The sequence below is a fragment of the Pseudoalteromonas neustonica genome, assembly GCF_001653135.1.
In the GTDB taxonomy this organism is placed as follows: domain Bacteria; phylum Pseudomonadota; class Gammaproteobacteria; order Enterobacterales; family Alteromonadaceae; genus Pseudoalteromonas; species Pseudoalteromonas neustonica.
In genome coordinates, this window is the sequence record NZ_BDDS01000012.1 from 60,122 (window position 1) to 84,371 (window position 24,250).

At 41.4% G+C, this 24,250-nt stretch carries 24 protein-coding genes and 1 pseudogene; 12 read left to right on the forward strand and 13 right to left on the reverse strand.

Going from position 1 to position 24,250, the window contains the following annotated elements; translation table 11 throughout:
* Positions 1-5: 5 nt before the first annotated feature.
* Positions 6-890: a LysR family transcriptional regulator gene (locus A7967_RS15680; protein WP_054206136.1), complete on the reverse strand. Its 885-nt coding sequence runs from the start codon at positions 888-890 to the stop codon at positions 6-8.
* Between the two features lie 127 nt (positions 891-1,017).
* Between A7967_RS15680 and A7967_RS15685 the strand changes: the two genes are divergently transcribed.
* Positions 1,018-1,587 carry an NADPH-dependent FMN reductase gene (locus A7967_RS15685; protein ID WP_054455391.1) on the forward strand — a complete coding sequence of 190 codons (570 nt, stop codon included), beginning with the start codon at positions 1,018-1,020 and terminating at the stop codon, positions 1,585-1,587.
* 142 nt (positions 1,588-1,729) lie between these two features.
* Positions 1,730-1,854 (forward strand): annotated as a pseudogene (locus A7967_RS23410) (MFS transporter); the annotation flags it as partial.
* A 64-nt stretch (positions 1,855-1,918) separates the two neighbouring features.
* On the opposite strand, the gene A7967_RS15690 reads toward A7967_RS23410, so the two are convergent.
* The gene (locus A7967_RS15690; protein WP_054206081.1) at positions 1,919-2,362 is read right to left on the reverse strand and encodes a tellurite resistance TerB family protein; all 444 of its coding nucleotides are present in this window, start codon (positions 2,360-2,362) and stop codon (positions 1,919-1,921) included.
* A 66-nt stretch (positions 2,363-2,428) separates the two neighbouring features.
* On the opposite strand from A7967_RS15690, the gene A7967_RS15695 reads away from it, so the two are divergent.
* The gene (locus A7967_RS15695) at positions 2,429-2,800 is read left to right on the forward strand and encodes a hypothetical protein (protein ID WP_064435848.1); all 372 of its coding nucleotides are present in this window, start codon (positions 2,429-2,431) and stop codon (positions 2,798-2,800) included.
* Positions 2,801-2,803: 3 nt separating this feature from the next.
* Here A7967_RS15695 and A7967_RS15700 read toward each other — a convergent pair whose 3' ends face one another.
* A complete protein-coding gene (locus A7967_RS15700) occupies positions 2,804-3,397 on the reverse strand; it encodes a hypothetical protein (RefSeq protein WP_064435849.1) in 594 nt (197 codons plus the stop codon).
* Between the two features lie 181 nt (positions 3,398-3,578).
* Between A7967_RS15700 and A7967_RS15705 the strand changes: the two genes are divergently transcribed.
* A complete protein-coding gene (locus A7967_RS15705) occupies positions 3,579-3,890 on the forward strand; it encodes a hypothetical protein (protein WP_054206078.1) in 312 nt (103 codons plus the stop codon).
* A gap of 40 nt (positions 3,891-3,930) precedes the next feature.
* On the opposite strand, the gene A7967_RS15710 is transcribed toward A7967_RS15705, so the two are convergent.
* From A7967_RS15710 to fabR, 6 genes are all read right to left on the reverse strand, one after another.
* Entirely contained in the window at positions 3,931-6,270 is a 2,340-nt protein-coding gene (locus tag A7967_RS15710) for an Ig-like domain-containing domain (protein ID WP_152960636.1), read from the reverse strand.
* A gap of 48 nt (positions 6,271-6,318) precedes the next feature.
* Positions 6,319-6,918: a 3-isopropylmalate dehydratase small subunit gene (leuD, locus tag A7967_RS15715; protein ID WP_064435850.1), complete on the reverse strand. Its 600-nt coding sequence runs from the start codon at positions 6,916-6,918 to the stop codon at positions 6,319-6,321.
* Positions 6,918-8,318, reverse strand: a complete 1,401-nt coding sequence (gene leuC / locus A7967_RS15720; protein ID WP_054206075.1) for a 3-isopropylmalate dehydratase large subunit — start codon at positions 8,316-8,318, stop codon at positions 6,918-6,920. Before leuC ends, leuD begins: the two co-directional genes overlap by 1 nt.
* Positions 8,319-8,378: 60 nt before the next feature.
* Positions 8,379-9,455, reverse strand: coding sequence for a 3-isopropylmalate dehydrogenase (leuB, locus tag A7967_RS15725; protein ID WP_054206074.1), 1,077 nt, complete (start codon positions 9,453-9,455; stop codon positions 8,379-8,381).
* Positions 9,452-11,005, reverse strand: coding sequence for a 2-isopropylmalate synthase (leuA, locus tag A7967_RS15730; protein ID WP_064435851.1), 1,554 nt, complete (start codon positions 11,003-11,005; stop codon positions 9,452-9,454). The genes leuB and leuA overlap by 4 nt, the downstream gene beginning before the upstream one ends.
* Positions 11,006-11,402: 397 nt before the next feature.
* Positions 11,403-12,038, reverse strand: a complete 636-nt coding sequence (gene fabR / locus A7967_RS15735) for an HTH-type transcriptional repressor FabR (protein WP_054206072.1) — start codon at positions 12,036-12,038, stop codon at positions 11,403-11,405.
* A 126-nt stretch (positions 12,039-12,164) separates the two neighbouring features.
* Here fabR and A7967_RS15740 point away from each other — a divergent pair, with 126 nt between their 5' ends.
* Both A7967_RS15740 and sthA read left to right on the forward strand, forming a co-directional pair.
* Positions 12,165-13,298 carry an acyl-CoA desaturase gene (locus tag A7967_RS15740; RefSeq protein ID WP_054206071.1) on the forward strand — a complete coding sequence of 378 codons (1,134 nt, stop codon included), beginning with the start codon at positions 12,165-12,167 and terminating at the stop codon, positions 13,296-13,298.
* A 13-nt stretch (positions 13,299-13,311) separates the two neighbouring features.
* Complete coding sequence (gene sthA / locus A7967_RS15745) at positions 13,312-14,739, forward strand: Si-specific NAD(P)(+) transhydrogenase (protein ID WP_054206070.1); 1,428 nt, start codon at positions 13,312-13,314, stop codon at positions 14,737-14,739.
* A gap of 79 nt (positions 14,740-14,818) precedes the next feature.
* Here sthA and hemE read toward each other — a convergent pair whose 3' ends face one another.
* On the reverse strand, positions 14,819-15,883 hold the full coding sequence (hemE, locus tag A7967_RS15750) for a uroporphyrinogen decarboxylase (protein WP_054206069.1): 1,065 nt from the start codon (positions 15,881-15,883) through the stop codon (positions 14,819-14,821).
* 502 nt (positions 15,884-16,385) lie between these two features.
* On the opposite strand from hemE, the gene A7967_RS15755 reads away from it, so the two are divergent.
* Positions 16,386-16,856, forward strand: coding sequence for an Rsd/AlgQ family anti-sigma factor (locus A7967_RS15755; RefSeq protein ID WP_054206068.1), 471 nt, complete (start codon positions 16,386-16,388; stop codon positions 16,854-16,856).
* Positions 16,857-17,158: 302 nt separating this feature from the next.
* Here the strand turns inward: A7967_RS15755 and fkpA are convergent, their stop codons facing one another.
* On the reverse strand, positions 17,159-17,911 hold the full coding sequence (gene fkpA / locus A7967_RS15760; RefSeq protein WP_054206067.1) for an FKBP-type peptidyl-prolyl cis-trans isomerase: 753 nt from the start codon (positions 17,909-17,911) through the stop codon (positions 17,159-17,161).
* Positions 17,912-18,114: 203 nt separating this feature from the next.
* Between fkpA and A7967_RS15765 the strand changes: the two genes are divergently transcribed.
* Together A7967_RS15765 and A7967_RS15770 are read left to right on the forward strand one after the other, a co-directional pair.
* Positions 18,115-19,113, forward strand: a complete 999-nt coding sequence (locus A7967_RS15765) for a WD40 repeat domain-containing protein (RefSeq protein WP_054206066.1) — start codon at positions 18,115-18,117, stop codon at positions 19,111-19,113.
* Positions 19,100-19,315 (forward strand): SlyX family protein, encoded by a 216-nt coding sequence (locus A7967_RS15770; RefSeq protein WP_054206065.1) that lies wholly within the window; start codon positions 19,100-19,102, stop codon positions 19,313-19,315. Before A7967_RS15765 ends, A7967_RS15770 begins: the two co-directional genes overlap by 14 nt.
* 14 nt (positions 19,316-19,329) lie before the next feature.
* On the opposite strand, the gene A7967_RS15775 is transcribed toward A7967_RS15770, so the two are convergent.
* A complete protein-coding gene (locus A7967_RS15775) occupies positions 19,330-19,533 on the reverse strand; it encodes a YheV family putative zinc ribbon protein (protein ID WP_054206064.1) in 204 nt (67 codons plus the stop codon).
* Between the two features lie 131 nt (positions 19,534-19,664).
* Here A7967_RS15775 and A7967_RS15780 point away from each other — a divergent pair, with 131 nt between their 5' ends.
* The 3 genes from A7967_RS15780 to A7967_RS15790 all read left to right on the forward strand — a co-directional run bounded on the left by A7967_RS15780 (position 19,665) and on the right by A7967_RS15790 (position 23,172).
* Entirely contained in the window at positions 19,665-21,590 is a 1,926-nt protein-coding gene (locus A7967_RS15780) for an ATP-binding cassette domain-containing protein (RefSeq protein WP_054206063.1), read from the forward strand.
* On the forward strand, positions 21,574-21,996 hold the full coding sequence (locus A7967_RS15785; protein WP_064435852.1) for a TIGR02444 family protein: 423 nt from the start codon (positions 21,574-21,576) through the stop codon (positions 21,994-21,996). Before A7967_RS15780 ends, A7967_RS15785 begins: the two co-directional genes overlap by 17 nt.
* A 354-nt stretch (positions 21,997-22,350) precedes the next feature.
* Positions 22,351-23,172, forward strand: a complete 822-nt coding sequence (locus A7967_RS15790; RefSeq protein ID WP_064435853.1) for an alpha/beta hydrolase — start codon at positions 22,351-22,353, stop codon at positions 23,170-23,172.
* 164 nt (positions 23,173-23,336) lie between these two features.
* On the opposite strand, the gene A7967_RS15795 is transcribed toward A7967_RS15790, so the two are convergent.
* Positions 23,337-24,239 carry a LysR family transcriptional regulator gene (locus A7967_RS15795; protein ID WP_235575802.1) on the reverse strand — a complete coding sequence of 301 codons (903 nt, stop codon included), beginning with the start codon at positions 24,237-24,239 and terminating at the stop codon, positions 23,337-23,339.
* Between the last annotated feature and the right edge of the window lie 11 nt (positions 24,240-24,250).

Genomic DNA, 24,250 nt, shown 5'->3' on the forward strand with positions numbered 1-24,250 from the left:
ACACATTACTTTTTAAAATAGGCTTTTAAAAGCTGGCTGAATGCCTGCACCTTCGCTGTTCTATGTACCAAATGATGCGTCACAAGCCATAGATCTGTAGGCCAACTAAGTTCATTAGGTAGAATTTGCACTAAATCTGGATACTGCGCCGCCACATTATGCTGCAAACCACCAATACCTAATCCTTTTACAATAGCACGGGTTGCCTCTGATGTTTCTGACACTCGTAGCTTAACTTGCCCAGCTGGAATATTCTCATCAACCCATGCAAAATAAGGCACTCTTGCGTTGTAACCGACTACACCTGACACAAAGTTATGTAACGGCAGTTGTTTCACCGTTTTAGGTATCCCATATTTATCAATATAACGTTGTGATGCATAAAGCCCCGATGATAAATGCGCTAAATGCTGCGCAATATAATCACCTTCATCAGGTCTTGGACCAGCGCGCACAGCAATATGAGCTTGGCCATGATCAAGTCGCAAGCGCTTTTGATCTAAAATCACTTCAAGTTGTACCTGCGGGTGCAAACTTTGAAACTGCTCGCAAACATCACTCAGTACATCTATAAAACCACTGACCGTAGTAAGCAGCAAACTGCCGCGTAATGTACTGTCGGCTGCAATTATATCGTTATGTAAACGCTCCAGTTCACCATTAATAGATTGTGCTGTGGTAAATAATTTAGCGCCTATTTCCGTCACTTTATAACCACGGGCATGGCGATGAAACAGCCTTGCGTTTAAGTTTTTTTCTAAATTGTTTATACGTCTTAATACCGTACTATGGTGCACATTAAGTACTTCTGCTGCCGCGGTTAAAGTTCCTAATCGGGCTACTTCAAAGGCCACTTTTACATCTTGCCAATCATCAAATTGAATCGCCACTTTCAAACTCATCATTTAGTTGTGCGTATATGCACATAAGTTTTGCGTTTATTTGGCTTTTCTGCAAGTAAATATTTGTTAAAGTAGCTAACAGACAAACCCAATCACTACATTTAAGGCGACCACCATGACTGCACCAAAAATTATTGCCCTTGCAGGCAGCTTACGTAAAGACAGCTTTAACCAAAAATTAATTAATGAAGCAGCACGTTTTGCATTAGAAAGTGGTGCAGAGGTTGAAGTTATTAAACTTGCCGATTTAGATTTACCCATGTTTGATGAAGACATTGAAGCACAAGGCACACCCGTTGGCGCACAGTTATTAAAAGACAAGTTACGCGCAGCTGATGGTATTTTACTCGCTAGCCCAGAATACAATGGCTCAATTACTGCCGTACTTAAAAATGCGATTGATTGGGCGTCGCGAACAGAGCAAGGTGCGGTTCCTGCTTTTCGTAATAAAGTAACTGCTTTATATGCATCATCGCCGGGGGGGTTGGGTGGATTACGTGGCTTAAATCATGTGCGTGATATTTTATCAGGCATTGGTAGCTTGGTATTAGCTGACCAACTAGCAGTACCTGCTATACACACTGTGCTTGATGAAAGTGGACAAATCAGTGACCCCGTTACAGCCGATAAAGTGGCTAGCCTTGCACAACAACTTGTGAGCGTAGCGAGCAAACTTAATAAATAACTTCGTTTTCGAGGTTAAATAATTAGCGGTCTATCTATTTTTAAAATACTGGCCCGGCGTTGCCACCGCCGGCATACGCCAGCTGACCCCGCGCATGCTGATGCCTTTTCACGTACTGCCAAGGTGGCATGAGGCTGACTTTGGAAAAATAGGCGAGCAGAAAACTTTAACTGTTGAGTACAGCGGTTTAATTTTAGTATTTATATTGGCTACGCACTGGTTGAATCACCGCTATTCGCAGCTGGCCTTTATGTGATTGATCATCTACAACGTATAAACAGCCTAGCTTAATCTGAATTTTAAGATATAGATTATCACGAACTCAGGTTACTTACTGCTTTGTCGCTGCCAGTTTGGCGGCGATAAAGTCGGTATGATTTACATATAGTAAGTTTGCAACACGGCGTATAACGTACTCTTCTTGTGGATCTAATTGCCCATCAGCGTACGCTAAACGCCATAGTAACTCGATAATGTCAATTCGCTGCCCGGCACTACATTGACTATTTATTTGTTTAGAAAACTGAAAATAATCAATCGCTTCATCTAAGCTCTTACCAGCACTTTGCATGAGCTCACTAACTTCTGCATCATTCAAATTAAAATACTTTTTTAAAGTTGCACTTAAAGTTTGCAACTCATCATCTTGCTGCTCGCTATCTGCGCGCATTACCTCAATCAATAATGCCGCTACCGCAGTTTTAAGATCGTGCTCTTGTATCTGAGCGGGCTGATCGTTAAATGTCGAAAAAAGCTGCTTAATTTGCTTGAACATCACATTTTCCTATTATGGGTGTTAGACTTAAATCATAGGTGCAATACAATAATGGAGTAAAGCTTTATGAGAGGAAAAACAGTCACTGCTTTAGCAATAACAGCCACGCTTACACTTTTGTTGGGGAGCAATCCCGCAAACGCAAAAAAGAACAATACCGAAAAACTCTACGACTTTGATGAAAAAGTCCATTATCACCAGACTAAGTTAGACGACAATAACTACCAACTCACTATTCAGTCAGACGATTACCCGCATTTTAAAAACCAAAGCGTATTTTTACTGCGCCACGCAAACCGTTTATGCCGTGGTAACACCTTTATGCTAAAAGTGACTGGCGGCGTGCAAGAGTATGAACAAATGCCCACAAAGCCACGCGCCTATCAGCCACCTTTAACGGTATTACTACAGTGTGAAACTGAGCCAAATAAAGATTAATCTTTAGTCTTTATAACCCCAAGGCGCAGCCGGTGGTGTGATTGGTTTGGTTAAATCAAAATCAACACGGAACTCGCGGCCTTGGCGAATTAAACGGTAAGTAAACTTTTCAGGGTAAATATACATCTGCCACGTATTACCAATCGACTGTGGAATGCCTTGATTTACAAACAGCTCTTTTGAGTATTGATCAGCTGGGAAAGACTGCACGCTCTCAAAACCCGCATCAACCGTATGACCACCATACATAGTTGATATATCATCAGTGCCATCTTTATGGCGGTGATCATGTTTTAAGCTCAAGCCACTACCTGTTTTTGTAATGATCCACGTACGTGACGCATCATCACCTACATGAAACGGAACTTGCAGCTCACGCTCGCCACAACGACGCACATGCATAACCAGCTTTTTACCCGCAAACGAGCTAGGACCAGCAGCATTATCAACCGTAACTTTACCTTCATACGCTTTACCACAATGAGCGGCTATATTGTCAAAAAAGCCATCATGGCTTGGAATAGACACCAACGGCGCAGGGCGCGCAAATGCCGCGGTAGATGCCAACAATAAAGTCGCAGCAGTTAATAATTTCATAGCATGTTCCTAAAAATATAAAGTCCTAGCTTAGCGTTTTTATAAAAGCAAAGGAAGTAATCGCGGTGAATGGCCATTAAGATATAAGTTAGCCTATCAGCGATAGTTAAAAGAAGGCTTCAGCACTTGCGCTTGGATGTAAAAACTTATGTTTTATAAGAAATAAATTGAGAGTGATGAGATGGAAAACTACCCTTTGTTGGCGTTCATTTTAATTTGTGCGCTATTCATTATACAAAACCGAAAATATAACGCATTACTGACTTACTTAGAGCAGACATACCCAACTCAATGGGAACAATTAGCGAAAAATACACTAGGCGATACTTCGCGCTCCGCTATTGCTGCTAACTTAAATGAATCACTAAAAAGTGGTATGTTCTCAACCCTAGATGACCCAAAAATTAGCCAATTTAAAAAGCTTAAAACTATTAGTATGACTATTTGCTTTGCACTTGCAGTACTAGGTTTGACGATTGCTTATATGTATTAACCACAAAAACGCGGCCTGAGCCGCGTTTCATTATTTATAATTATGGATTCAAAGGCACTGCTGAATTAAATCGGATATAGCCCTTTAATTCTGGAGATTCACTGCTCTCACAACTCTGCTTAATATTTACAGCCAATTTTTGGATTTCATTTTTAGCATTTTCTTCTAACTCAAAAATCTCAAATTGCCCATAAAGCCTACCACACCCTCGATGCTCCCCAGAGAGATCTAAACCTGCCGACGATTCACCTTGAAAAGGGTAACGGGTAGCATTTAAATACTCTCCAACAGACAAGCTTGCATCACCAGGGGCTTTTAGATTTAAACTCCAACTGCTTTCATCACTTTCAAAAGTAAATTCTAAATGAGATTGATTATTTGAATCACGCGACACAGAGAAATTACCTTTTTCCTGCGTCTTTATGATCTTCTTCCCTAAGCTAACATAATCATCTTTTATGCCATCTATAAAAAGATACGTTCCTGAGTAAGGCAAATACTGTAAAGTTATTCTTTCCTTTGCAAGATCGCCTAAGTCATTAGTAAGTATCACTTCAACGGTGATATCTGATTTAATTCCTTCTGGTAAACTAAAACTTGTAGAAACTGCATTTTCGTCATCAAATTCAATGCCTACACCATTTAAATCAACCCATTGATAAGATAGAGCCTGCCCTTTATTTAAAATACTGTCCTCAATACTCAACGTAGGATATTGATTGTCTTGATAGAAATAATTGGAGCTTGTTAAATTAGGAATAATACTATCTGTTGTTTTTATATCTAAAAATATCCAATCATGCTCTTGCCCTGTGACACTTGTAATACCCGAAACCTGTAAATCATAGTCTGTATCAGCCTTTAATGGCTGTTCTGGGTAAATATTTATTAACGCGCCAGCAACCTCAACTCTACCAGGAATATTGATATAGTCGTACCCTGATTGAGTTTGGAAATGTACAGAAGCAGAAGTGTCAGCTGCTACAGCTCTTGAAAAAATTAGAGGTACGGGGCCATCCAACTGAACTGAATTATTATTAACACTTCCAGGATCAAGTACTCGATCAAAATTATCTGCACGAAATGCTCTGATATTGTTATACATATTAAACGTAGACATAGCTTCGGGAAGGAAGGTGGACCAATGAAGCTGGAGCTGTTCTTCACCATAGCTAATGTTTAACTTATCAGAATCTGAAACAAAATTACTGGCTAGTAGTATCGACTCTTTTTCTGAGCTAACTTTAATAGAGCCCTTATGTGGATATTCCATAAAATACCCATACCAAGCATCTTCTTGAGAAAAGCTGAATTCACCATTCAAATTTGTATCATCAACAGTACCATTTGTTTTTATGCTGTATGTTGCTGTATCAAAGTCAATTACCTTCTCAATCGTTAATTCTTTAATGTTGACATAATAAAAAGTTTCATCATAACTAAATGGCTTTAAAGCTTTTCCTTTAAGTTTTTCATTTACAGCTATAGCAATGGTTCGAGTGCTCGGCGAATATGCAAAGCGAGTTGAGTAACTTCCCTTAAACGTCATTAGCTCATTATATGAGTAAGTACTTTCCAAGGTTTTAATATCATCATTATTGACACTAAACTCAATGATGCCATTTTGTAAATCAGCGTCTAAAATCGTGACTACTCTGAGGCCACTTAATGCATTCCGATAATTATCCGAGCAATCCTGAAAAGATTGCTGCAATATATCCCCTCCTGTAATAGTGCTGGAATCATCATTATCCAGATATGAAAGTGTATATAAGCCCCCGTTTTCACACACTTTGTCGAGCTCTATATCTTCTCCATCAAGCTTCGCTAATAGCTGATTACTAAAAGTTTGCGCTTCTTCTAGTAACAAATTTTGTATTAACAAAACTGTTTTTGCTGCATCTTTTGGTTTCTTTTCAACATTAATACGGTGTTTTACCTCAATTGTATGTTCAATCTCAACTTCTTGCCCATTATGAGCAACGTACAATTTATACACCGCAGAGGTATCCTCTGTTACATCGAATGGCTCTATATTCAATGTAGCCTCTTCACTGATGAGGCTTCTTCCAGAGTCATACCAATGCACCACAACATCAGTACCACTTTTATTTATATTGGCTTGTAAGGTAAACCCGTCATCCTCCGATACACTATCTGGACCATCTATTGAAACCGTTAATGGCTGCTCAACGGGAGTTTCTGCGCCACCTCCACTACCACCACACCCAGCAATCATTAAAGCAGCGACTAAAAGCGCCCAAAAATTTCTTTGCAACTTACAATTCACGTAATTCACCTGATTTTTATCATTAGTATATTGTGGATTGTACCCATAAAATAAAAAAATGTAATGCTGTAAATTAATTCCTTGACTCACAAAAAACGCGACTTTCGCCGCGTTCATTGTTTAATAACTTTTAAACCACTACTGCCAAGGGCGCTCGGCGTTAAGCTTAGCTTCAAAGGCGTCGATTTGTGGGTTTAGGGTTTCTGTTACGCCGATAAAGTCTAAGCCGCTTAATAAACGTTCTTTTACGTCTTTGCGAATATCAAAACTGATTGGAGCAAACTTATTGCTCGTCAGCGTTTGATTTTCAAGATCGATGTCGATATGAATATCGTCGTGCTTTTCACTCAGTACAAATAAGTCTTCCAATGTTTGCGCTGGTAATGCAATCGCAAGCATTTGGTTATTACCACAGTTATTAAAGAAAATATCAGCAAAGCTTTCTGCCAAAATCACTTCAAAACCGTATTGTTTAAGTGCCCAAGGTGCATGCTCACGTGATGAGCCACAACCAAAGTTATCGCGCGTTAACAAAATTTGCGCGCCTTGGTAGCAGGGGCGGTTTAAAATAAACTCCGGGTTTGGCTCGCCGTTATCTAAATAGCGCCAATCGTAAAACAGTGCAGCATCAAAGCCATCACGACTGGTTGACGTTAAAAACTGCTTTGGAATGATTTGGTCGGTATCCACATTGTTTTTATCAAGCGAGGCCATTAAGCCACTAAAATAAATGCTCATTATGCTTCTCCTCTAATATCAACAAAGCGACCATGTATTGCAGCGGCTGCGGCCATTGCAGGACTCACTAAGTGCGTACGCCCACCACGGCCTTGACGGCCTTCGAAGTTACGGTTAGACGTAGATGCACAGCGTTTGCCTGCACCTAAACGGTCATCGTTCATCGCTAAACACATTGAACAACCTGGCTCGCGCCACTCAAAACCCGCGGCTTTAAAAATATCAGCTAGGCCTTCATCTTCAGCTTGCTTTTTAACAAGGCCAGAGCCCGGTACAATTAACGCTTCAACACCGGCTGCAACTTGCTTACCTTCAACAATGTGTGCTGCGGCGCGTAAATCTTCAATGCGGCTATTGGTACATGAACCAATAAATACAGTGTCTACCGAGGCTGATGACAATTTATCACCTGCTTTTAAATCCATGTATTTAAGGGCACTGCGGATAGCATCGGCTTTAATTAAATCTGGTTCTTTATCTGGATCAGGAATGCACTCATCAACACCAATTACTTGCTCTGGGCTGGTGCCCCAGGTAATTTGCGGCTGAATAGTACTTGCCTCTAGCTCAACGTCTAAATCAAACTGTGCGCCTTCATCTGTTTTTAAGGTTTCCCAGTACGCAACGGCTGCATCAAACTCAGCTTCTTTTGGTGCAAATGGGCGACCTTTTAAGTAATCATATGTAATTTGGTCTGACGCGATTAAACCCGCTTTAGCACCCATTTCAATGCTCATATTACACAACGTCATACGCGCTTCCATTGACAGTGCTTCAATGCCTTCGCCACAAAACTCTGCTACATAACCCGTACCACCGGCTGTGCCTAATTTACCAATAACCGCCATGATCAAGTCTTTTGCCGTCACAGTTGGGCGCAACACGCCGTTAATTTGGATTTTCAGCGATTTGGCTTTTTTCTGTTGCAAGGTTTGCGTTGCTAAGACGTGCTCAACCTCAGAAGTACCAATGCCGTGAGCAAGAGCACCAAATGCACCGTGCGTTGAAGTATGGCTATCGCCACAGACTATGGTTGTGCCTGGTAAAGTGATCCCTTGCTCAGGCCCCATGACATGTACTATGCCTTGGTTAATTGAGTTTAAATCATAAAGCGTAATGCCAAATTCTTTACAGTTGGCATCGAGCGCCATTAATTGATTTTTTGATACTTCGCTTGCGGCATCTAATGAGCGACTTTTGGTCGATACATTATGATCCATCGTCGCGATGGTTTTTTCAGGGCAACGTACTTTACGGTTTTTTTCACGTAGGCCTGCAAATGCTTGCGGCGACGTGACTTCGTGCACTAAATGGCGGTCAATATAAAGTAAGTCGGTTTGCTCATTAATACTAGCAACAACATGTGCTTGCCAGATTTTATCGTATAACGTTTGGGCCACTTGCTCATTCCCTAATTCGGTTTAGCTCGCGACGTGACGGTTGCCACGAGCATAATTAATTTAAATTCGAGCCACAATCGCAGCGGCAACGTCTTGCGTTGTATAACCTGCGTTCGGGTAGATATCGGGTGTGCCTACACCGGCTTCTACAGCTTCGGCAACTGCTTTTTCAATACTGCGCGCAGCTTCATCTTGGCCTAGCGAGTAACGTAGCATTAAAGCGGCACTTAAAATTTGCGCTATTGGATTAGCAATCCCTTTACCTGCAATATCTGGTGCTGAGCCACCAGCCGGTTCATACATACCAAAACCAGACTGATTTAAACTTGCTGACGGTAATAAGCCCATAGAGCCAGTGATCATTGCGCATTCGTCTGACAAAATATCACCAAATAAATTGTCGCATAGCAATACGTCAAACTGACTTGGCTGCTTAACTAACTGCATAGCAGCATTATCAACGTAAATGTAATCAAGGTTCACTTCTGGATAGTCTTTACTGACTTCGGTGACAACTTCACGCCATAACACGCTTGATGCAAGTACGTTGGCTTTATCTACCGACGTGACATGATTGTTACGCAATTTTGCTGCTTCAAACGCAAAACGCGCAATTCGTTCAATTTCTTTGCGTGAATAGGTTTGCGTATCAAATGCGGCTTCATTTTCGCCTTCGCCACTGCGGCCTTTTTCGCCAAAATAAATACCCCCTGTAAGCTCACGCACACATAAAATATCAAAACCTTGCTCGCTAATATCGGCTCGTAGTGGTGACGCTGCACTCAACGCAGGTAATAACTGCGCGGGGCGTAAATTACAAAACAAGCCAAAATGTTTACGCAGTGGTAAAAGCGATGCGCGCTCTGGCTGCTCATCCGCCGGTAAATGCTCCCATTTAGGGCCACCGACTGAACCAAATAAAATAGCGTCTGCATTTTCGCAGGCAGCGAGCGTTGTCTCTGGTAATGCTTTACCAAATTCATCAATAGCAGCACCGCCAATAGCATGAGGATGACGAGTTAAGGTAAAGCCAAACTTACTGCTTACGGCATCAAGCACTTGCTCTGCTGCTGCCATCACTTCTGGGCCGATACCGTCGCCAGCTAATACTGCGATGCTATAATTCGTTTGACTCATCCTGCTTTCCTTTGTTGTTTTAAATCAGACACTTTTTGTGCACGATAAATTAAGTTATAAACGCGGATCATAGCGCGTACAGACGCTTCAACTACATCCGCTGCAATACCGGCGCCGTGGTAAGGGCGACCATCGTATTTTGCGATAATATTTACTTGCCCTAGTGAGCTTGCACCTTCGCCGGTTGCTTCTAAATTGTATTCAATCATTTCCACTGCCATGCCCGTTAAGCGCTCAATCGCTAAAAATGAGGCCTCAACAGGGCCATTACCCGTAGCTGCTTCTTGCTTAGATTCGCCTGCGATTGTCATGCCAATAGTTGAGCTCGCCACTGATTGTGAGTTAGAGGTAGAGTTAACAAATTCCAATTGGTACTTTTCGTCTTTATCGCTGATTTGATTAAAGTAAATCATCGCTTCAAGATCATAGTCGTACACGGTGCCTTTTTGATCGGCAAGTGCCACAAAGCTGTCATATAGACTGTTCATGTCGTAATCGGTTTTTTGATAACCCAACTCTTCTAAGCGATGCTCTATAACGTGGCGACCTGAGCGTGAAGTCATATTTAATTGGTTGTTTGGTACACCTACGCTTTCTGGCGACATAATCTCATAGGTATTTTGCGCTTTTAATACACCGTCTTGGTGGATGCCAGAGCTATGCGCAAAAGCATTTTCGCCCACAATCGCTTTATTAGGCTGTACTGGCATATTACAAATTTTTGCCACCTGACGTGATGCGCGGTAAATTTCTTCACTGCGAATATCTGTATGCACTTTTAGGTGATCTTTACGCATCTGCATAATCATCGCCACTTCTTCAAGCGAGCAGTTACCCGCACGTTCACCAATGCCATTAATCGTACATTCGATTTGGCGCGCACCGGCTTGCACTGCGGCAATTGAGTTAGCAACCGCTAAACCTAGGTCATTATGACAGTGCACACTTAAACGGGCTTTATCAATATTAGGCACGCTATTTAACAAGTAGCGGATCATGGCAGCATATTCATCTGGCGTTACATACCCTACGGTATCAGGCAAGTTGATGGTTGATGCACCAGCATTAATTGCTTGCTCTACAATGCGGCATAAATCCCAATGCGGTGTACGGCCTGCGTCTTCACAGGAAAATTCCACATCATCCGTATAATTACGGGCAAGCTTGATTGATTTAACCGCCATAGCCGTCGCATCATCTAAACTCATGCGTAATTTGTGCTCTAAATGCAAAGGGCTGGTAGCAATAAAAGTATGAATGCGACTTTGTTGTGCTGTGCGAAGTGCTTCGCCACAGGCTTCAATGTCTTTGGCAACAGAGCGGGCTAAACCACAAATAATCGGGCCTTTTACTTCTGTTGCAATGCGTTGCACTGAACGAAAGTCCGCAGGGCTTGAAACCGGAAAACCCACTTCCATTACATCTACATTTAAGCGGCTAATGGTGTGCGCCAGTTGAATTTTGTCTTCTTCAGTAAGACTTGCCTTAAGCGCCTGCTCACCATCGCGTAAGGTGGTGTCGAAAATCCATACTTTATCTTGATCTTGCATAATCTGCCCTCAGTGTTCAACGACCCACGTTGCGAGATAAAAAAACCCCGCTTGATGCGGGGTTTTTTTTATGTATTATTCAATGCAAATACACTAATCCCCGCTCACATACGTTAGCAGTAAGAGGTTTAGTTTTAGTGTAATTAAGTGTGTATTTTGCATCTACTTTTACTAAATGTGTGTTTAATTAGCTGTATTTTTAACACTCCACAGAGGTGCATGCAAGCATAATTTTTTCTTTAAAAGGAATTAAAAACGACATTAAAAGGTTTATTTATGCTAAAAAATGACATTAAAACATAAATAAATAAAAATTAGTCGATAATAGTGTTTAAATTACTTACCGACCCTCAAGGTTGGTGCTTATATTAGCTCTTCGGGTTTTTTCTCACAAAAACTAGATTGTTGGTTCAATCGCTTTATGAGTTTCGCGCACATAGTTACTCGCGCCTCGGGTAATATAGCGTAACTGCCAGATGACTCGCTCTACAAGCTCTTCGCGCTGCTGTGCGTCTATGTCTAGTGCTTCAGCGCCGGCATTAAATACCAGTGTTACCATGGCCTCTGCTTGAATATAAGCTTGAGTTGCATCGCAGGGGGTTTCGCTTTCAAGATAATGCGCAAGCTCTAGAATAAAATGCTTAATTTCACGAGCAACTGCGGCCCTAAATGCTTTGGATGTTCCTGAGCGTTCTCGCAATAGTAGTCTAAACTGGTTACTGGAGTTGTCGATAAACTCCATAAAGGTAATGACTGAGGTGCTGATAATACTATTATTGCCGCTGGCAATACGTCGGCGTGCTTGACGCATAAGTTGGCGCAATGTTAAACCGGCTTCGTCAACCATGGTTAAGCCAAGTTCATTCATATCTTTAAAATGGCGATAAAATGAGGTGGGGGCTATACCAGCTTCGCGGGCAACTTCGCGTAAACTTAAATTCGAAAAGCTATGTTCGGCACTTAATTGGTTAAATGCCGCCTGAATTAAAGCTTGTCGTGTTTTTTGCTTCTGTTGCGCACGAACACCCGACATACACTACTCCTGATTTATTTTAAATCAAATTATGGTGATTTTTATCTCAATTCCCCAGTCTAATACTTGACGGCGAGAGAATGAAATATTATTTTAGCTTACAAGTGTACGCTCAGATTTATAAAGATGAATAAACCACCGATTATTTGGACTAACGTCCTGTTCTTTAGCCTTACTTTTTTGGCTGCCGCAACGCTTGTTCCTTGGTATGGTATAAGCTATGGATTTACCAGTGCGCACTGGATCGCATTTGTGGCGTGTATGTTTTACGCCGGGATGTCGATCACCGCGGGCTATCACCGCCTTTGGGCACATAAAACCTACGATGCTCACCCTGCTGTTGAGATGATTTTTGCTATCGGTGGTGCATTTGCATTGCAAAATAGCGCCCTGCACTGGAGTAGCGACCATCGTGTACATCATGGTCAAGTTGATGACCCAGTTAAAGATCCTTACGCTGCAACCAACGGTTTTTGGTATAGCCATATTGGTTGGATGCTGCGCGATTACCAAGGCGATAGTTATGGTGATTACAGTAACTGTCGAGACTTGCAGCGCAACAAAATTGTAATGTGGCAACACCGTCATTATTTAAAACTCGTATTAGCCACTAATATTGGTATTCCACTGGTGCTGGGTTTATTGGTTGGCGATGTAATAGGTATGCTGTTATTGGCTGGCTTGCTGCGCTTGGTATTAAGCCAACATTTTACTTTTTTTATCAACTCAGTCGCGCACATTTGGGGCTCTCGCCCTTATACTGAAAAAAACACCGCACGCGATAATGGCTTTTTAGCATTATTTACGTATGGTGAAGGCTACCATAACTTCCATCATATTTTTGCGAGCGATTACCGCAACGGTATTAGATGGTTTCATTATGATCCAACAAAATGGATGATCCGCTCATTTGCAGCTATTGGCTTGGCTAAAAAGCTAAAACGAACACCAATTGAGCGTATTGAAAAAGCAAAAGCCGAAACATTGATGAATAAAACTCAAAATCGCTTGGCAAAATTGCCTTTAGCGCAAGATAAGCTTACATTATTGCAGCAAGAATATGATTTATTGCTGAAAAAGCTACAACACTTTTGTGCCCTGAAAAAACAGGTATTAGAAGTTAAAAAGAATAACATGCTGCAACAATGCGAAAAATCAGCTTTAATTACACAATACCATGAGCTTGAAGCCGCTTGGGAAACCCAAAAGCAGGCTTGGCTAGCACTGAATGCGAGGTTATTAAAAGCCTCTTTTAGTTAATGTAGGAGTGGCTGTGGCCAAACAACAAGTAAAGCAAGAACAACCATCATTTCAATATGATGCGATCATTATAGGCACAGGTCCTGGCGGTGAAGGTACCGCCATGAACCTGTCTAAAAGTAACAAAAAAGTGGCCGTTATTGAACGCCAAGAAGCCGTTGGTGGCGGTTGTGTGCATTGGGGGACCATTCCATCAAAAGCCCTGCGCCACTCTGTGAGCCGCTATATTGAGTACAAAGCAAACCCGTTATTTAATGTAGGAGAGCGCCCTACTCGTTTAACATTCCCCGATATTTTGCGCCATGCCAGTTCGGTTATTTCTAAGCAGTCTAATTTACGCAGTAGCTTTTACGATCGTAACCGTATTCATATGTTTCAGGGTGATGCGAGCTTTGTTGACAAGCACACCATTGAAATTAAACGCCTTGATGGTTCCACTGAGCGACTAACAGCCAAAACAATTGTTATTGCGACCGGTTCACGCCCTTATCGCCCACCAGAAGTCGACTTTACCCATTCTCGTATTTACGAAAGTGATACGATTTTAGGGCTTGAGCATGACCCTCATCGTGTTCTTATTTATGGCGCCGGTGTGATTGGCTGTGAGTATGCCTCTATCTTTAAAGGCCTCGGCGCAAAGGTTGATTTAGTAAATACCCGTGATCGCTTGCTTGCTTTTATGGATGCTGAAATTTCAGATGCACTAAGTTACCACTTTTGGAACAGCGGTATTGTTATTCGCCATAACGAAGAATTTGATCGTATTGAAACCCGTGATGATTGCGTGATCATGCATTTAAAATCAGGTAAGCGTGTTAAAGCTGACTGTATTTTATTTGCCAATGGTCGTACTGGTAACACTGATACATTAAACCTCGAAGCGGTTGGCTTAAAAGCTGATAGCCGCGGTCAATTAAAAGTAAACGAGACCTATCAAACTGACATTGACAATATTTATGCAGTTGGCGATGTTATTGGTTACCCAAGCCTTGCCAGTGCTGCGTTTGATCAAGGCCGCATTGCTGCTGATGCAATTGCCTGTGGTAACTGTGATGAAAAACTGATTATTGATATTCCAGCGGGTATTTATACCATTCCTGAAATGAGCTCTGTAGGTAAAACAGAGCAAGAGCTAACCGCAGCTAAAATTCCGTATGAAGTAGGCCGTGCGCAATTCAAACATTTGGCACGGGCGCAAATTGCGGGTACTGAAGTGGGTAGTTTAAAGATTTTATTCCATACCGAAACGAAAGAAGTACTCGGTGTGCATTGCTTTGGTGAGCGTGCCTCTGAGATTGTTCACATTGGCCAAGCAATTATGGAACAAAAAAATGGTGGCAACACCATAGACTACTTCGTAAATACCACGTTTAATTACCCAACGATGGCTGAAGCCTACCGTGTTGCGGCATTAAATGGCTTAAATCGCTTGTTTAAGTAAACAGCTAAGCAACAAAAAGCCCGCTTATTACTAAGCGGGCTTTTTTGATTATCAATAACAGCTGCTGTTACGTTTGCTATTACTTATGATATTGCGCACTTAGCTCATGTACTGCATTAATAAATACACCTGCGTTCTCAGGATCTACATCCGGTGTAATACCGTGGCCTAAGTTAAATACGTGGCCATTACCTGTACCAAAATCTTCTAATATGGTGCCCACTTCTTGGCGGATACGCTCTGGTGTACCATGCAGCATAGATGGGTCCATGTTGCCCTGTAGTGCCACTTTATCGCCAACACGACGCTTTGCATCACTGATATTAATCGTCCAATCAAGGCCGATAGCGTCACAGCCTGTTGCAGCGATTGCTTCAATCCATTGACCACCGTTTTTAGTAAACAGCGTTACAGGCACTTTACGGCCATCGTATTCACGAATTAAACCATCAACAATTTTGTGCATATATTGCAATGAGAACTCGTTGTAATCACGCGGGCTTAATACACCACCCCATGAATCAAATACCATTAATGATTGTGCACCCGCTTTAACTTGCGCGTTTAGGTAATCAATTACAGAATCAGCAAGCTTATCAAGCAATAAGTGCAATGTTTGTGGCTCAGCAAACGCCATTTTTTTAATTTTACCAAATACTTTACTGCTACCGCCTTCAACCATGTAAGTTGCAAGTGTCCATGGCGAGCCAGAGAAACCAATAAGTGGAACTTCACCCTTTAATTCACGACGAATAGTGCTAACGGCATTCATTACGTAGCCTAGCTCGTCGGTCGGGTCTAGCTTTGGAATTTTTTTAACGTCTGCTAATGATGAAATTGGGCGCTCAAATTTAGGACCTTCGCCAGTTTCAAAGTACAAACCTAGACCCATAGCATCAGGGATCGTTAATATATCGCTGAATAATATAGCCGCATCTAACGGATAACGACGCAGTGGCTGTAACGTTACTTCGCAAGCAAGTTCTGCATTTCTACACAGGCTCATAAAATCGCCCGCTTGTGCACGTGTAGCGCGGTATTCTGGTAAATAACGCCCTGCTTGGCGCATCATCCATACCGGAGTTACATCAACTGGTTGCTTTTGTAGTGCACGTAAATAACGGTCGTTTTTTAATTCGCTCATAGCGTTAAGGATCCTAAAGCTTGTAGATATTGCGCAGATTGTATCACCATATTGAGCGGCTCTCTATCGCAATGATAGTAAAACGCACTCAGATAGATACAGATCAACACTTTTATTCGGCGCGCAAAAAACACGCAACAAACAATAACATTTAATTATTTTTATTAATAAGTTTGCAACATCAATAAAAGCTTGGTATAACTTGTTCCGCGTTAACAATAACAACAATAAAAATTACATAAAAACAATAATAAAAATCTTCCCATAATAAAAAGAAAGCTTGTTTAAACAAGTCATGGAAAAAAGAATTAAACCACCATTTATGGTGGTTTTTTCTTGCCTGAAATAAGCCAAATAGCTTGCAATCTAGTATGAAAAACTGCTTATATACAATTCTGTTTAGATTCAGTTACTGAATAAATAAAAAATGTGTTGATTTTTGCTTCATATTTCATTGTTATGTAAAGAATAAAGAAAACCAACCCAGCTAAGGAGAATGATAATGCTGACGCGTTTAGAGAAAGCTCAAAAAAAATGGGGTGGTAGTCACACTGTTATCGATAAATGGCTAGCTGAACGCCAAGAGCTACTGGTTCTGTATTGTCGAATTGCTGGCTTTTCACCTTACGATAAAAAAGATCAGGCTTTGCCAGATCAATTACAAATTCAAAGCTTTTGCCAAATTCTGATGGACTACTTGTCTGCTGGTCATTTTGAAATTTACGATAACATCGCCAAAGCATGTGAACAAAAAGGCCCAAAAAGCCAACAGCTAGCGAGTGAACTTTACCCGCGTATTTCAGAAACAACAGATACGGCGCTAGACTTTAACGATAAATATGCTGAAGTGAATAAAAATGATCTACTAAATGATTTTGATAAAGACTTGTCAAAATTAGGCGAAGCGTTAGAGCTACGCTTTGAGTTAGAAGATGAACTAATCGACAACTTGTATTCTAATCATACTGATTAACATCCCCCAGGGCGTGTTGACCTTTGTGGATTGAAATTTGTTCAATCTAGGGGCGATTTAATCGCGGCGCGAGGTTTGTAACCTAGCAGGCTAAGTAAAAATCGAGCAAAGCTTCCGCGTCCTGCTCACGCTCCTTACCTACCTCCATGTAGGCAACAAAGAGTTAATCGCCCCTAGGAAGAACCCTTTGGGCAGCCCATGTTTGCCATTTATACTGCGTTATCGCCTAATTATGGGGAGAAAATAAAAAAGGGACCAATTGGTCCCTTTTTTATTGCGTGCTAAGTATTGCGTGCTAAAAATTACTCAGCAGCGGCAGCTTGCTCTTCATCTTGAATTTCAAGTAGTTCTACTTCAAAAACAAGTGTTGAGTTAGCTGGGATTTTACCTAGGTCACGATCGCCATATGCAAGGTCAGCTGGGATAGTAAATTTGTACTTAGCGCCTACTGGCATAAGTTGCAAACCTTCAGTCCAACCTGGAATTACGCGATTTAGAGGGAACGTAGTTGGTTCGTTACGTGAATAAGAACTATCAAACTCAGTTCCGTCTAATAAAGTACCTTTGTAATGCACTTTAACAACATCTGTTGCAACTGGCTTTTCGCCTTCGCCGGCTGTTAGTACTTCGTACTGTAAACCAGACTCAGTAACTGTCACACCAGCTTTCGCTGCATTGTCAGCTAGGAATTTAATGCCTGCCGCTTGGCTTTTTTCAGCTTCTACTTTTGCATGTGCTTCTTGCTTAGTGCGCACAGATGTATCTAGCGCAGTTAATACTTCACGAATTTTTTCTTCGTCAATTTTTGCTTCACCAGCAAGCGCGTCTTTAAAGCCGCGAATTAATAGTGCTTGATCAAGCTCAATGCCTAACTCAGTTTTATCAGCAAGATCTTTATTTAAAAAGTTACCAACTGACGCACCAATACCGTATGCTTGTTGTTGTGCTTCTGTATCAAGCGTTACTGGTGCTTGTTCTTGTTTTGCTTCTTGATTACAAGCAGTAAGCGCTAAAACTGACGCTGCAATCAATGACAATTTAATCGTCTTTTTCATTTTAAATCTCCGACAAACTTTGCAGATGTCATTTATTGTATTATTACTAGTTAAAGATTAACGGCCTACATGATAGGCTGCTTATCTAATTACCATACGCAGACCACCTGTCATCATATTGGTGATTAGATAAACTGCCTAGGCTTTTAACGTACCTAGTCTAACCTCTCAATCACTAAGAGTTAAGGGGAAATACCTGTAATATGTCGATATTTCGTACTTTTTTGTATCTTCTGAGTTGTATTTTATTAATCGCTTGCTCAGAGCAAAAAAACCAAGCAACGGCCAGCTACGAGCATGCCGCTAAAGGTGCGTTTGCCTCTGCCATTTCTCACGATGGTACATATAGCCTGATTTCATCTATACACCATGGGGTCGCCCTATGGGATAATCAACAGCAGGTACTCAAATACCAGTGGTTTCAACAGCAAGACCAAGATAGCCTAGTGCATACAGTGGCTATTTCATACGATAATAGCCACGCTGTTACCGCAGAAAAAACCACCTTCGCAGTGTGGGATATCGCCACTGGCGCCAATACCGGTTATTACAAAATCAAAACGGCCACCATTCGCGATATTGCTATCAGCAACCAAGGGCGCAGTGTTTTATATGGCCGCAGCGACAATGTTGTTGTTTACCTCAACTTAGAGACCGGCAGGCGCATTGAGTTCCTTGGTCACCAAGAAAAAATTAATGTGGTTGATCTTGCTCCTAATGGCCGTTTTGCGTTGAGTGGCTCGAATGATTACGTTGCCTATTTTTGGGATACCCGTACCGGGCAAGTTATTCATCGTTTTAATCACCCCAACCGTGTTACCCATGTCACACTCGACCCGCAAGGGCGCTATGCATTTACCGCCGACAGTATGGCACAAGCACGTGTATGGCAGCTGACAACAGGTGATCTTGTTAGTAAACTGGCGTATATTGCTCGACAGAAAATTTTCACTACAGCTCGCTTTAATGAACAAGGCACACTGCTGGTAACAGGCTCGCCAAATCGCTTGGTTGATTTATGGCAATTATCAGACGGTGAAAAAATTCAGAGTTGGCATGTAACCCCACGCGAAGGCAGCAAGCCTAAGTCGGCGGTGGTTTTGGATGTTGCTTTTACTGACAACGGCACAGCGTTGTTAACCGAGAGTTCAAGCGGAATCGCTGAGCGTTTTACTATACGAGAACAAAATGAACACAATTGAACATCGCTTAATGGAACTTGAGGCTAAAGTCGCCTTTCAAGATGAAACGATTGAAATTTTAAATGATGAAATAAAAGTTCACCAGCAGCTATTGGCAAAAATGAAACGCCAAACAGAGCTACTGGCTGAAAAAATCAAAGAATCACAATCATCGTCAATGATGATGTCTGATACCCCAGAGCCACCACCACCGCACTATTAAAAGCGCTGAGGTGATCAATCACCTGGCTTAAACACGCCAATAACTTGTTCAAATTGGCGTGTTGATGCCTGAACTGCCTGCTCTGGCTGAGTCATCTTGTGACCACACTGCACACACTCAACTTTTTCTACATCATGCTCTTTATAAAGCATCATCATATCCATGGTTTTACATTCAGGACATGTTGCACCAGCAATAAATCGTTTTTTCTGTTTCACAGCACTTCCCCACAGTTTTAACTGTCATCATTTTATCCTAATATCTACCAAGGTGATACGATTGATAACCATAAGTCGATCCGTGCTATGATGTAGGCAATTCAATCAGGGCACAGTAAAGTAACGTATTCATGATCCAAATTTCAGAAATAGAACTATTACGTGGCGGTAAAGCACTGCTCAAAGACGCATCAGCGACGTTATTTCCAGAACATAAAGTTGGCCTAGTTGGCGCAAATGGTTGCGGTAAATCAACGCTATTTAGTTTATTAAAATCTGAGCTGCAGCTGGACGCCGGTAATTGCAGTATTCCAAAAGATTGGTCTATCGCATCAGTAAAACAAGAAACACCTGCGCTTGATATCAGCGCAATTGACTATGTATTACAAGGCCACCCGGAGTATTACACCTTGCGCATTGCCCTGCGTGAAGCAGAACAAAATGATGATGGTGATACCCAAGCCAAAGTTCATATCCAACTTGAACATATTAAAGGCTATAGCATCGAAGCCAAAGCAGGCGAACTACTGCATGGCTTAGGCTTTGCCAATAACCAGATTGAAAACCCTGTTAGTGACTTCTCTGGTGGTTGGCGTATGCGCTTAAACCTTGCACAGGCGCTTATTCGTGATGCCGACTTATTACTACTAGATGAACCAACAAACCACTTAGATTTAGATGCAGTGTATTGGCTGGAGCGCTTTTTACGCGCGTATACCGGCACGCTGGTATTGATATCTCATGACCGCGAATTTTTAGATGCTGTCGTTGATCAGATTTGGCATATCGACAAACAAAAAATCAATGTATACAAAGGCAACTACTCGCAGTTTGAGCGTCAAAAAGCTGAACGCCTATTACAACAGCAAGCAATGTTCGAAAAGCAACAAGATCAAATAGCTCACCTTGAACAATTTATTACCCGCTTTAAAGCAAAGGCCAGTAAAGCCAAGCAAGCGCAGAGCCGTGTTAAAGCCCTTGAGCGTATGGAAAAGCTCGCCCCTGCACATGCTGACTCGCCTTTTGATTTTGAGTTTGCTGAACCAACCGCGCTACCAAACCCATTAATGACGCTTGATAAAGCCCAAGCAGGTTATGGCGATGTCACCATTTTAAATAGTATTAAGCTTAACTTAGTACCGGGCAGTCGCATTGCCCTACTTGGCCGTAATGGCGCGGGTAAATCTACACTGATCAAATTACTCTCTGGCGATTTACAGCCACAAGCTGGTGAAGTGTTTCAGCATCAGGGTTTAAATATTGGCTACTTTGCCCAGCATCAGTTGGAATCGTTAGATCTAAAAGCCAGCGCAATTACCCATTTACAGCGCTTAAACCCTAAAGCCACCGAGCAATCACTGCGTGACTTTTTAGGCGGTTTTGCTTTTATTGGTGATAAAGCGCTTGAGCCTGTAGCACCGTTTTCTGGTGGCGAAAAAGCCCGTTTAGTACTCGCTATGTTGGTGTATCAAAAACCTAATCTATTATTACTGGATGAGCCAACCAACCACCTTGATTTAGAAATGCGTCATGCATTGGTCATGGCATTGCAAGGATTTGAAGGCGCTATGGTGACGGTATCGCATGACCGTCATATGCTTAAAAATACCGCTGACGAGTTTTACCTAGTAGATAACGGCGAAGTAACGCAATTTGGTTACGAACTCGATGACTATTACCAATGGTTACTCAATGCCAATAAAGAAGCAGCTAAAGCAACACAACCTGACGATGAGCCAAAAGCCAACTCAGGTGTTAACCGTAAAGAACAAAAACGCTTAGAAGCGGAGTTTAGAAAAGCCACGCAGCCACTTAAAAAGCAAATCGAAAAGCTCGAAAAGCAACTCGACAAATACACCGCAGAGCTAGCTGAAGTTGAAGAAGCACTCGGCGATAACGAACTTTACAGCGATGACAATAAGGCGAAGTTAAAAGAGCTACTAACTAAACAAGCCACTCTTACGCCTAAATTAAACGACGTTGAAGAAACGCTATTAATGGCGCTCGAAGAAATGGAAGAAAAAGAACAAGCGTTTGCCGATGAACTTGCTCAATAGCGATAATTTTTGGCAATTCTCCTGCGCTTTTTATGAGCAATGCGACAACCAACAAACCTTGCTGGCACTACAAAACCAGCAAGGTAAAAACGTCAACCTGTGTTTATTGCTGCATTATTTAGATTCGCTAGGATTAAAAATTAATAGCAACCAACTCGATATTTTAGTGGCCACCATTAGCGATTTTGATCAAAACGTAATGTACCCGCTACGCACCGCCCGCGCCCACCTAAAAGCGAATCAAGCCACCATCAGCGGCTACGCTTGTATTCGCAAAGAACTACTCAGCGCCGAACTAAAGCTTGAAAAACAACAGCAGCAAATATTGATTGATGCGGTTAATTGCATGGATTTAGCAAAACAGGCAGCGCCGCATAATATTGAGATGTATTTGGCAAACACTTGAGCTTTAAACGTTAATTCCACAGCCAAGTAGAATCATCACCTTGCTTGGTTGTATTCAGGAAACTTTAAAAATTGATAAGCAACAGGCTAAACACGACCCAGCTCATGACTACTCTTAATTGCGGTAGGCTTTGCCTTTTGCAGCCTAAAACCCAAAACGGTAATCAATACCAACCTGCATAAATATTGAACAATTTAACGAATTAAATAGACCCCATATCTATCCAGATTGGTATAAAACGTTCTATGATTTTTTTATCACTCTCTCATGAGTTAATTAACTGTACGATGAATGTTTTTAGTGTGTATATTGAACAGCTTAAAAACCGTATATTAAAAACTAAAAGGATTACTTATGAAGTATAAAAAAACAATTCCCTTCATACTGCTAGCACTTATCATCAACTTTAATGCTTTTTGCAACGAGATCACTAAAACTCCTTTTATACTTGGTGACACACTATCATTTCAATCTTCCATTTTAGGCCAAAAAAGAGAGATAAATGTTTATCTACCAGAAGGCTATAAACATAATGGCGAACAAACTTACCCTGTCATTTACTTGTTAGATGGCTCAAAAGAAGAAGACTTTATACATATTGCTGGTTTGGTTCAATTTGGCTCATTTTCTTCGCTAAAAATGTTGCCAAAAAGTATTGTTGTAGGCATAGCCAATATTGATAGAAAGCATGATTACACTCCACAAAGCACACACCCTTTAGACATACGCGATCTACCAACTCATGGTGGCTCTGCAAAATTTATTCAATTCATAGGAAAAGAATTACAGCCATTAGTGAATAAAACCTATCGTAGTAACCAAGAAAACACGTTAATTGGCCAATCTTTAGGCGGGCTACTCGCGACTGAAATCCTACTAAAGCACCCTCAACTTTTTTCGCGCTATATAATTATCAGTCCAAGCATGTGGTTTAACGACGCAAAATTATTAAATAACCCCGTAAGCCCTACTCATTCACCCAAAGCTGTTTATGTGGCGGTAGGTAAAGAAGGTAAGGTTATGGAAGAAGGTGCCAAACAAGTTTACAACAAATTAAAAAAAGAGCTTCCTACGTCTTCGCAAGTTAACTTCACCTACTTTGAACAACTTGATTATAACGAGACTTTACACCTTGCTGTTTACGATGCATTTAAGCAGTTTTATATGGAGCAGTAAAAGTATCATAAGAAATACTTTAACTTAGGCGAAATTAGCAAGCAGAGCGCTTACCAAAATCCGAGTGAGCAGTGGTTGTTGTAGTGCCCGTATCGTCACAGCTCAATGGCAAGTAAATGTCTCTGCATTAATTTTTGATTTAGCGACGTGCCGCCTTAATTAATTTATACACTTAACCTTTGCGCAAATAATGTTTGAATAAACTCTAAAAATGCGCGTACTTTAGGGATATCTAAACGATGCTTTGGGTAGAGGGCAAATATATCAACAGTCTCCATCCCCCAATTAGGGAGTACTGAAACCAACTCAGACTTTATTAACGCTTCTTGACACATATAATCAGGAAGTACAGCCACACCTAAACCATCAATAACGAGTTGCTTTAATAATGTGAAATCATCAACGATAGCTTTAGGCTCTAATTTACATTCATAATGCTGCTTACCAGCAGACAACGTCAACTTAGTACTCTTTTGCGCGCTGCTCATCAATAGTAAATCACATTCACTTAACTGCTGTACTGACTTAATATCACCCTGCGATTGTAAATACTGCGGGCTTGAATATAGTTTACGACTGATTTTACCCAAACGCTTTGCAACCAAGCGGGAGTCATCTAAATCCCCGATTCTGATCACCAGATCAAACCCTTCTTCAATTAAATCTACGCGACGGTTTATTAATTCCAGCTGTAAATTTACGTTAGGATACAGCCGCATAAACTGCGCTAAGCTCTCTTTTAGTACTTCATGCCCTATTCCTACAGATGCCCCCACTTTTAACTTACCACTGACTGTATCAAGTGATTTTGCCACTGACACTTTAGCAAGCTCAAGCTCCTGCTGAATACGTCGACAATGTTCTAAATAACGCATACCCACTTCTGTAATGTGCTGTGTGCGTGTTGTACGCTCTAATAAGGTAACCCCTAAATTACTTTCTAGCCTTGCTATTTTACGGCTCAAGTTGGCTTTAGGAATATTGACTCGCTCGGCGGCTAACGTAAAGCTACCAGCATCGATTACAGCTATAAATAGCATCATGTCGTTTAAATCAATGTCAGACACTTAAACACCTA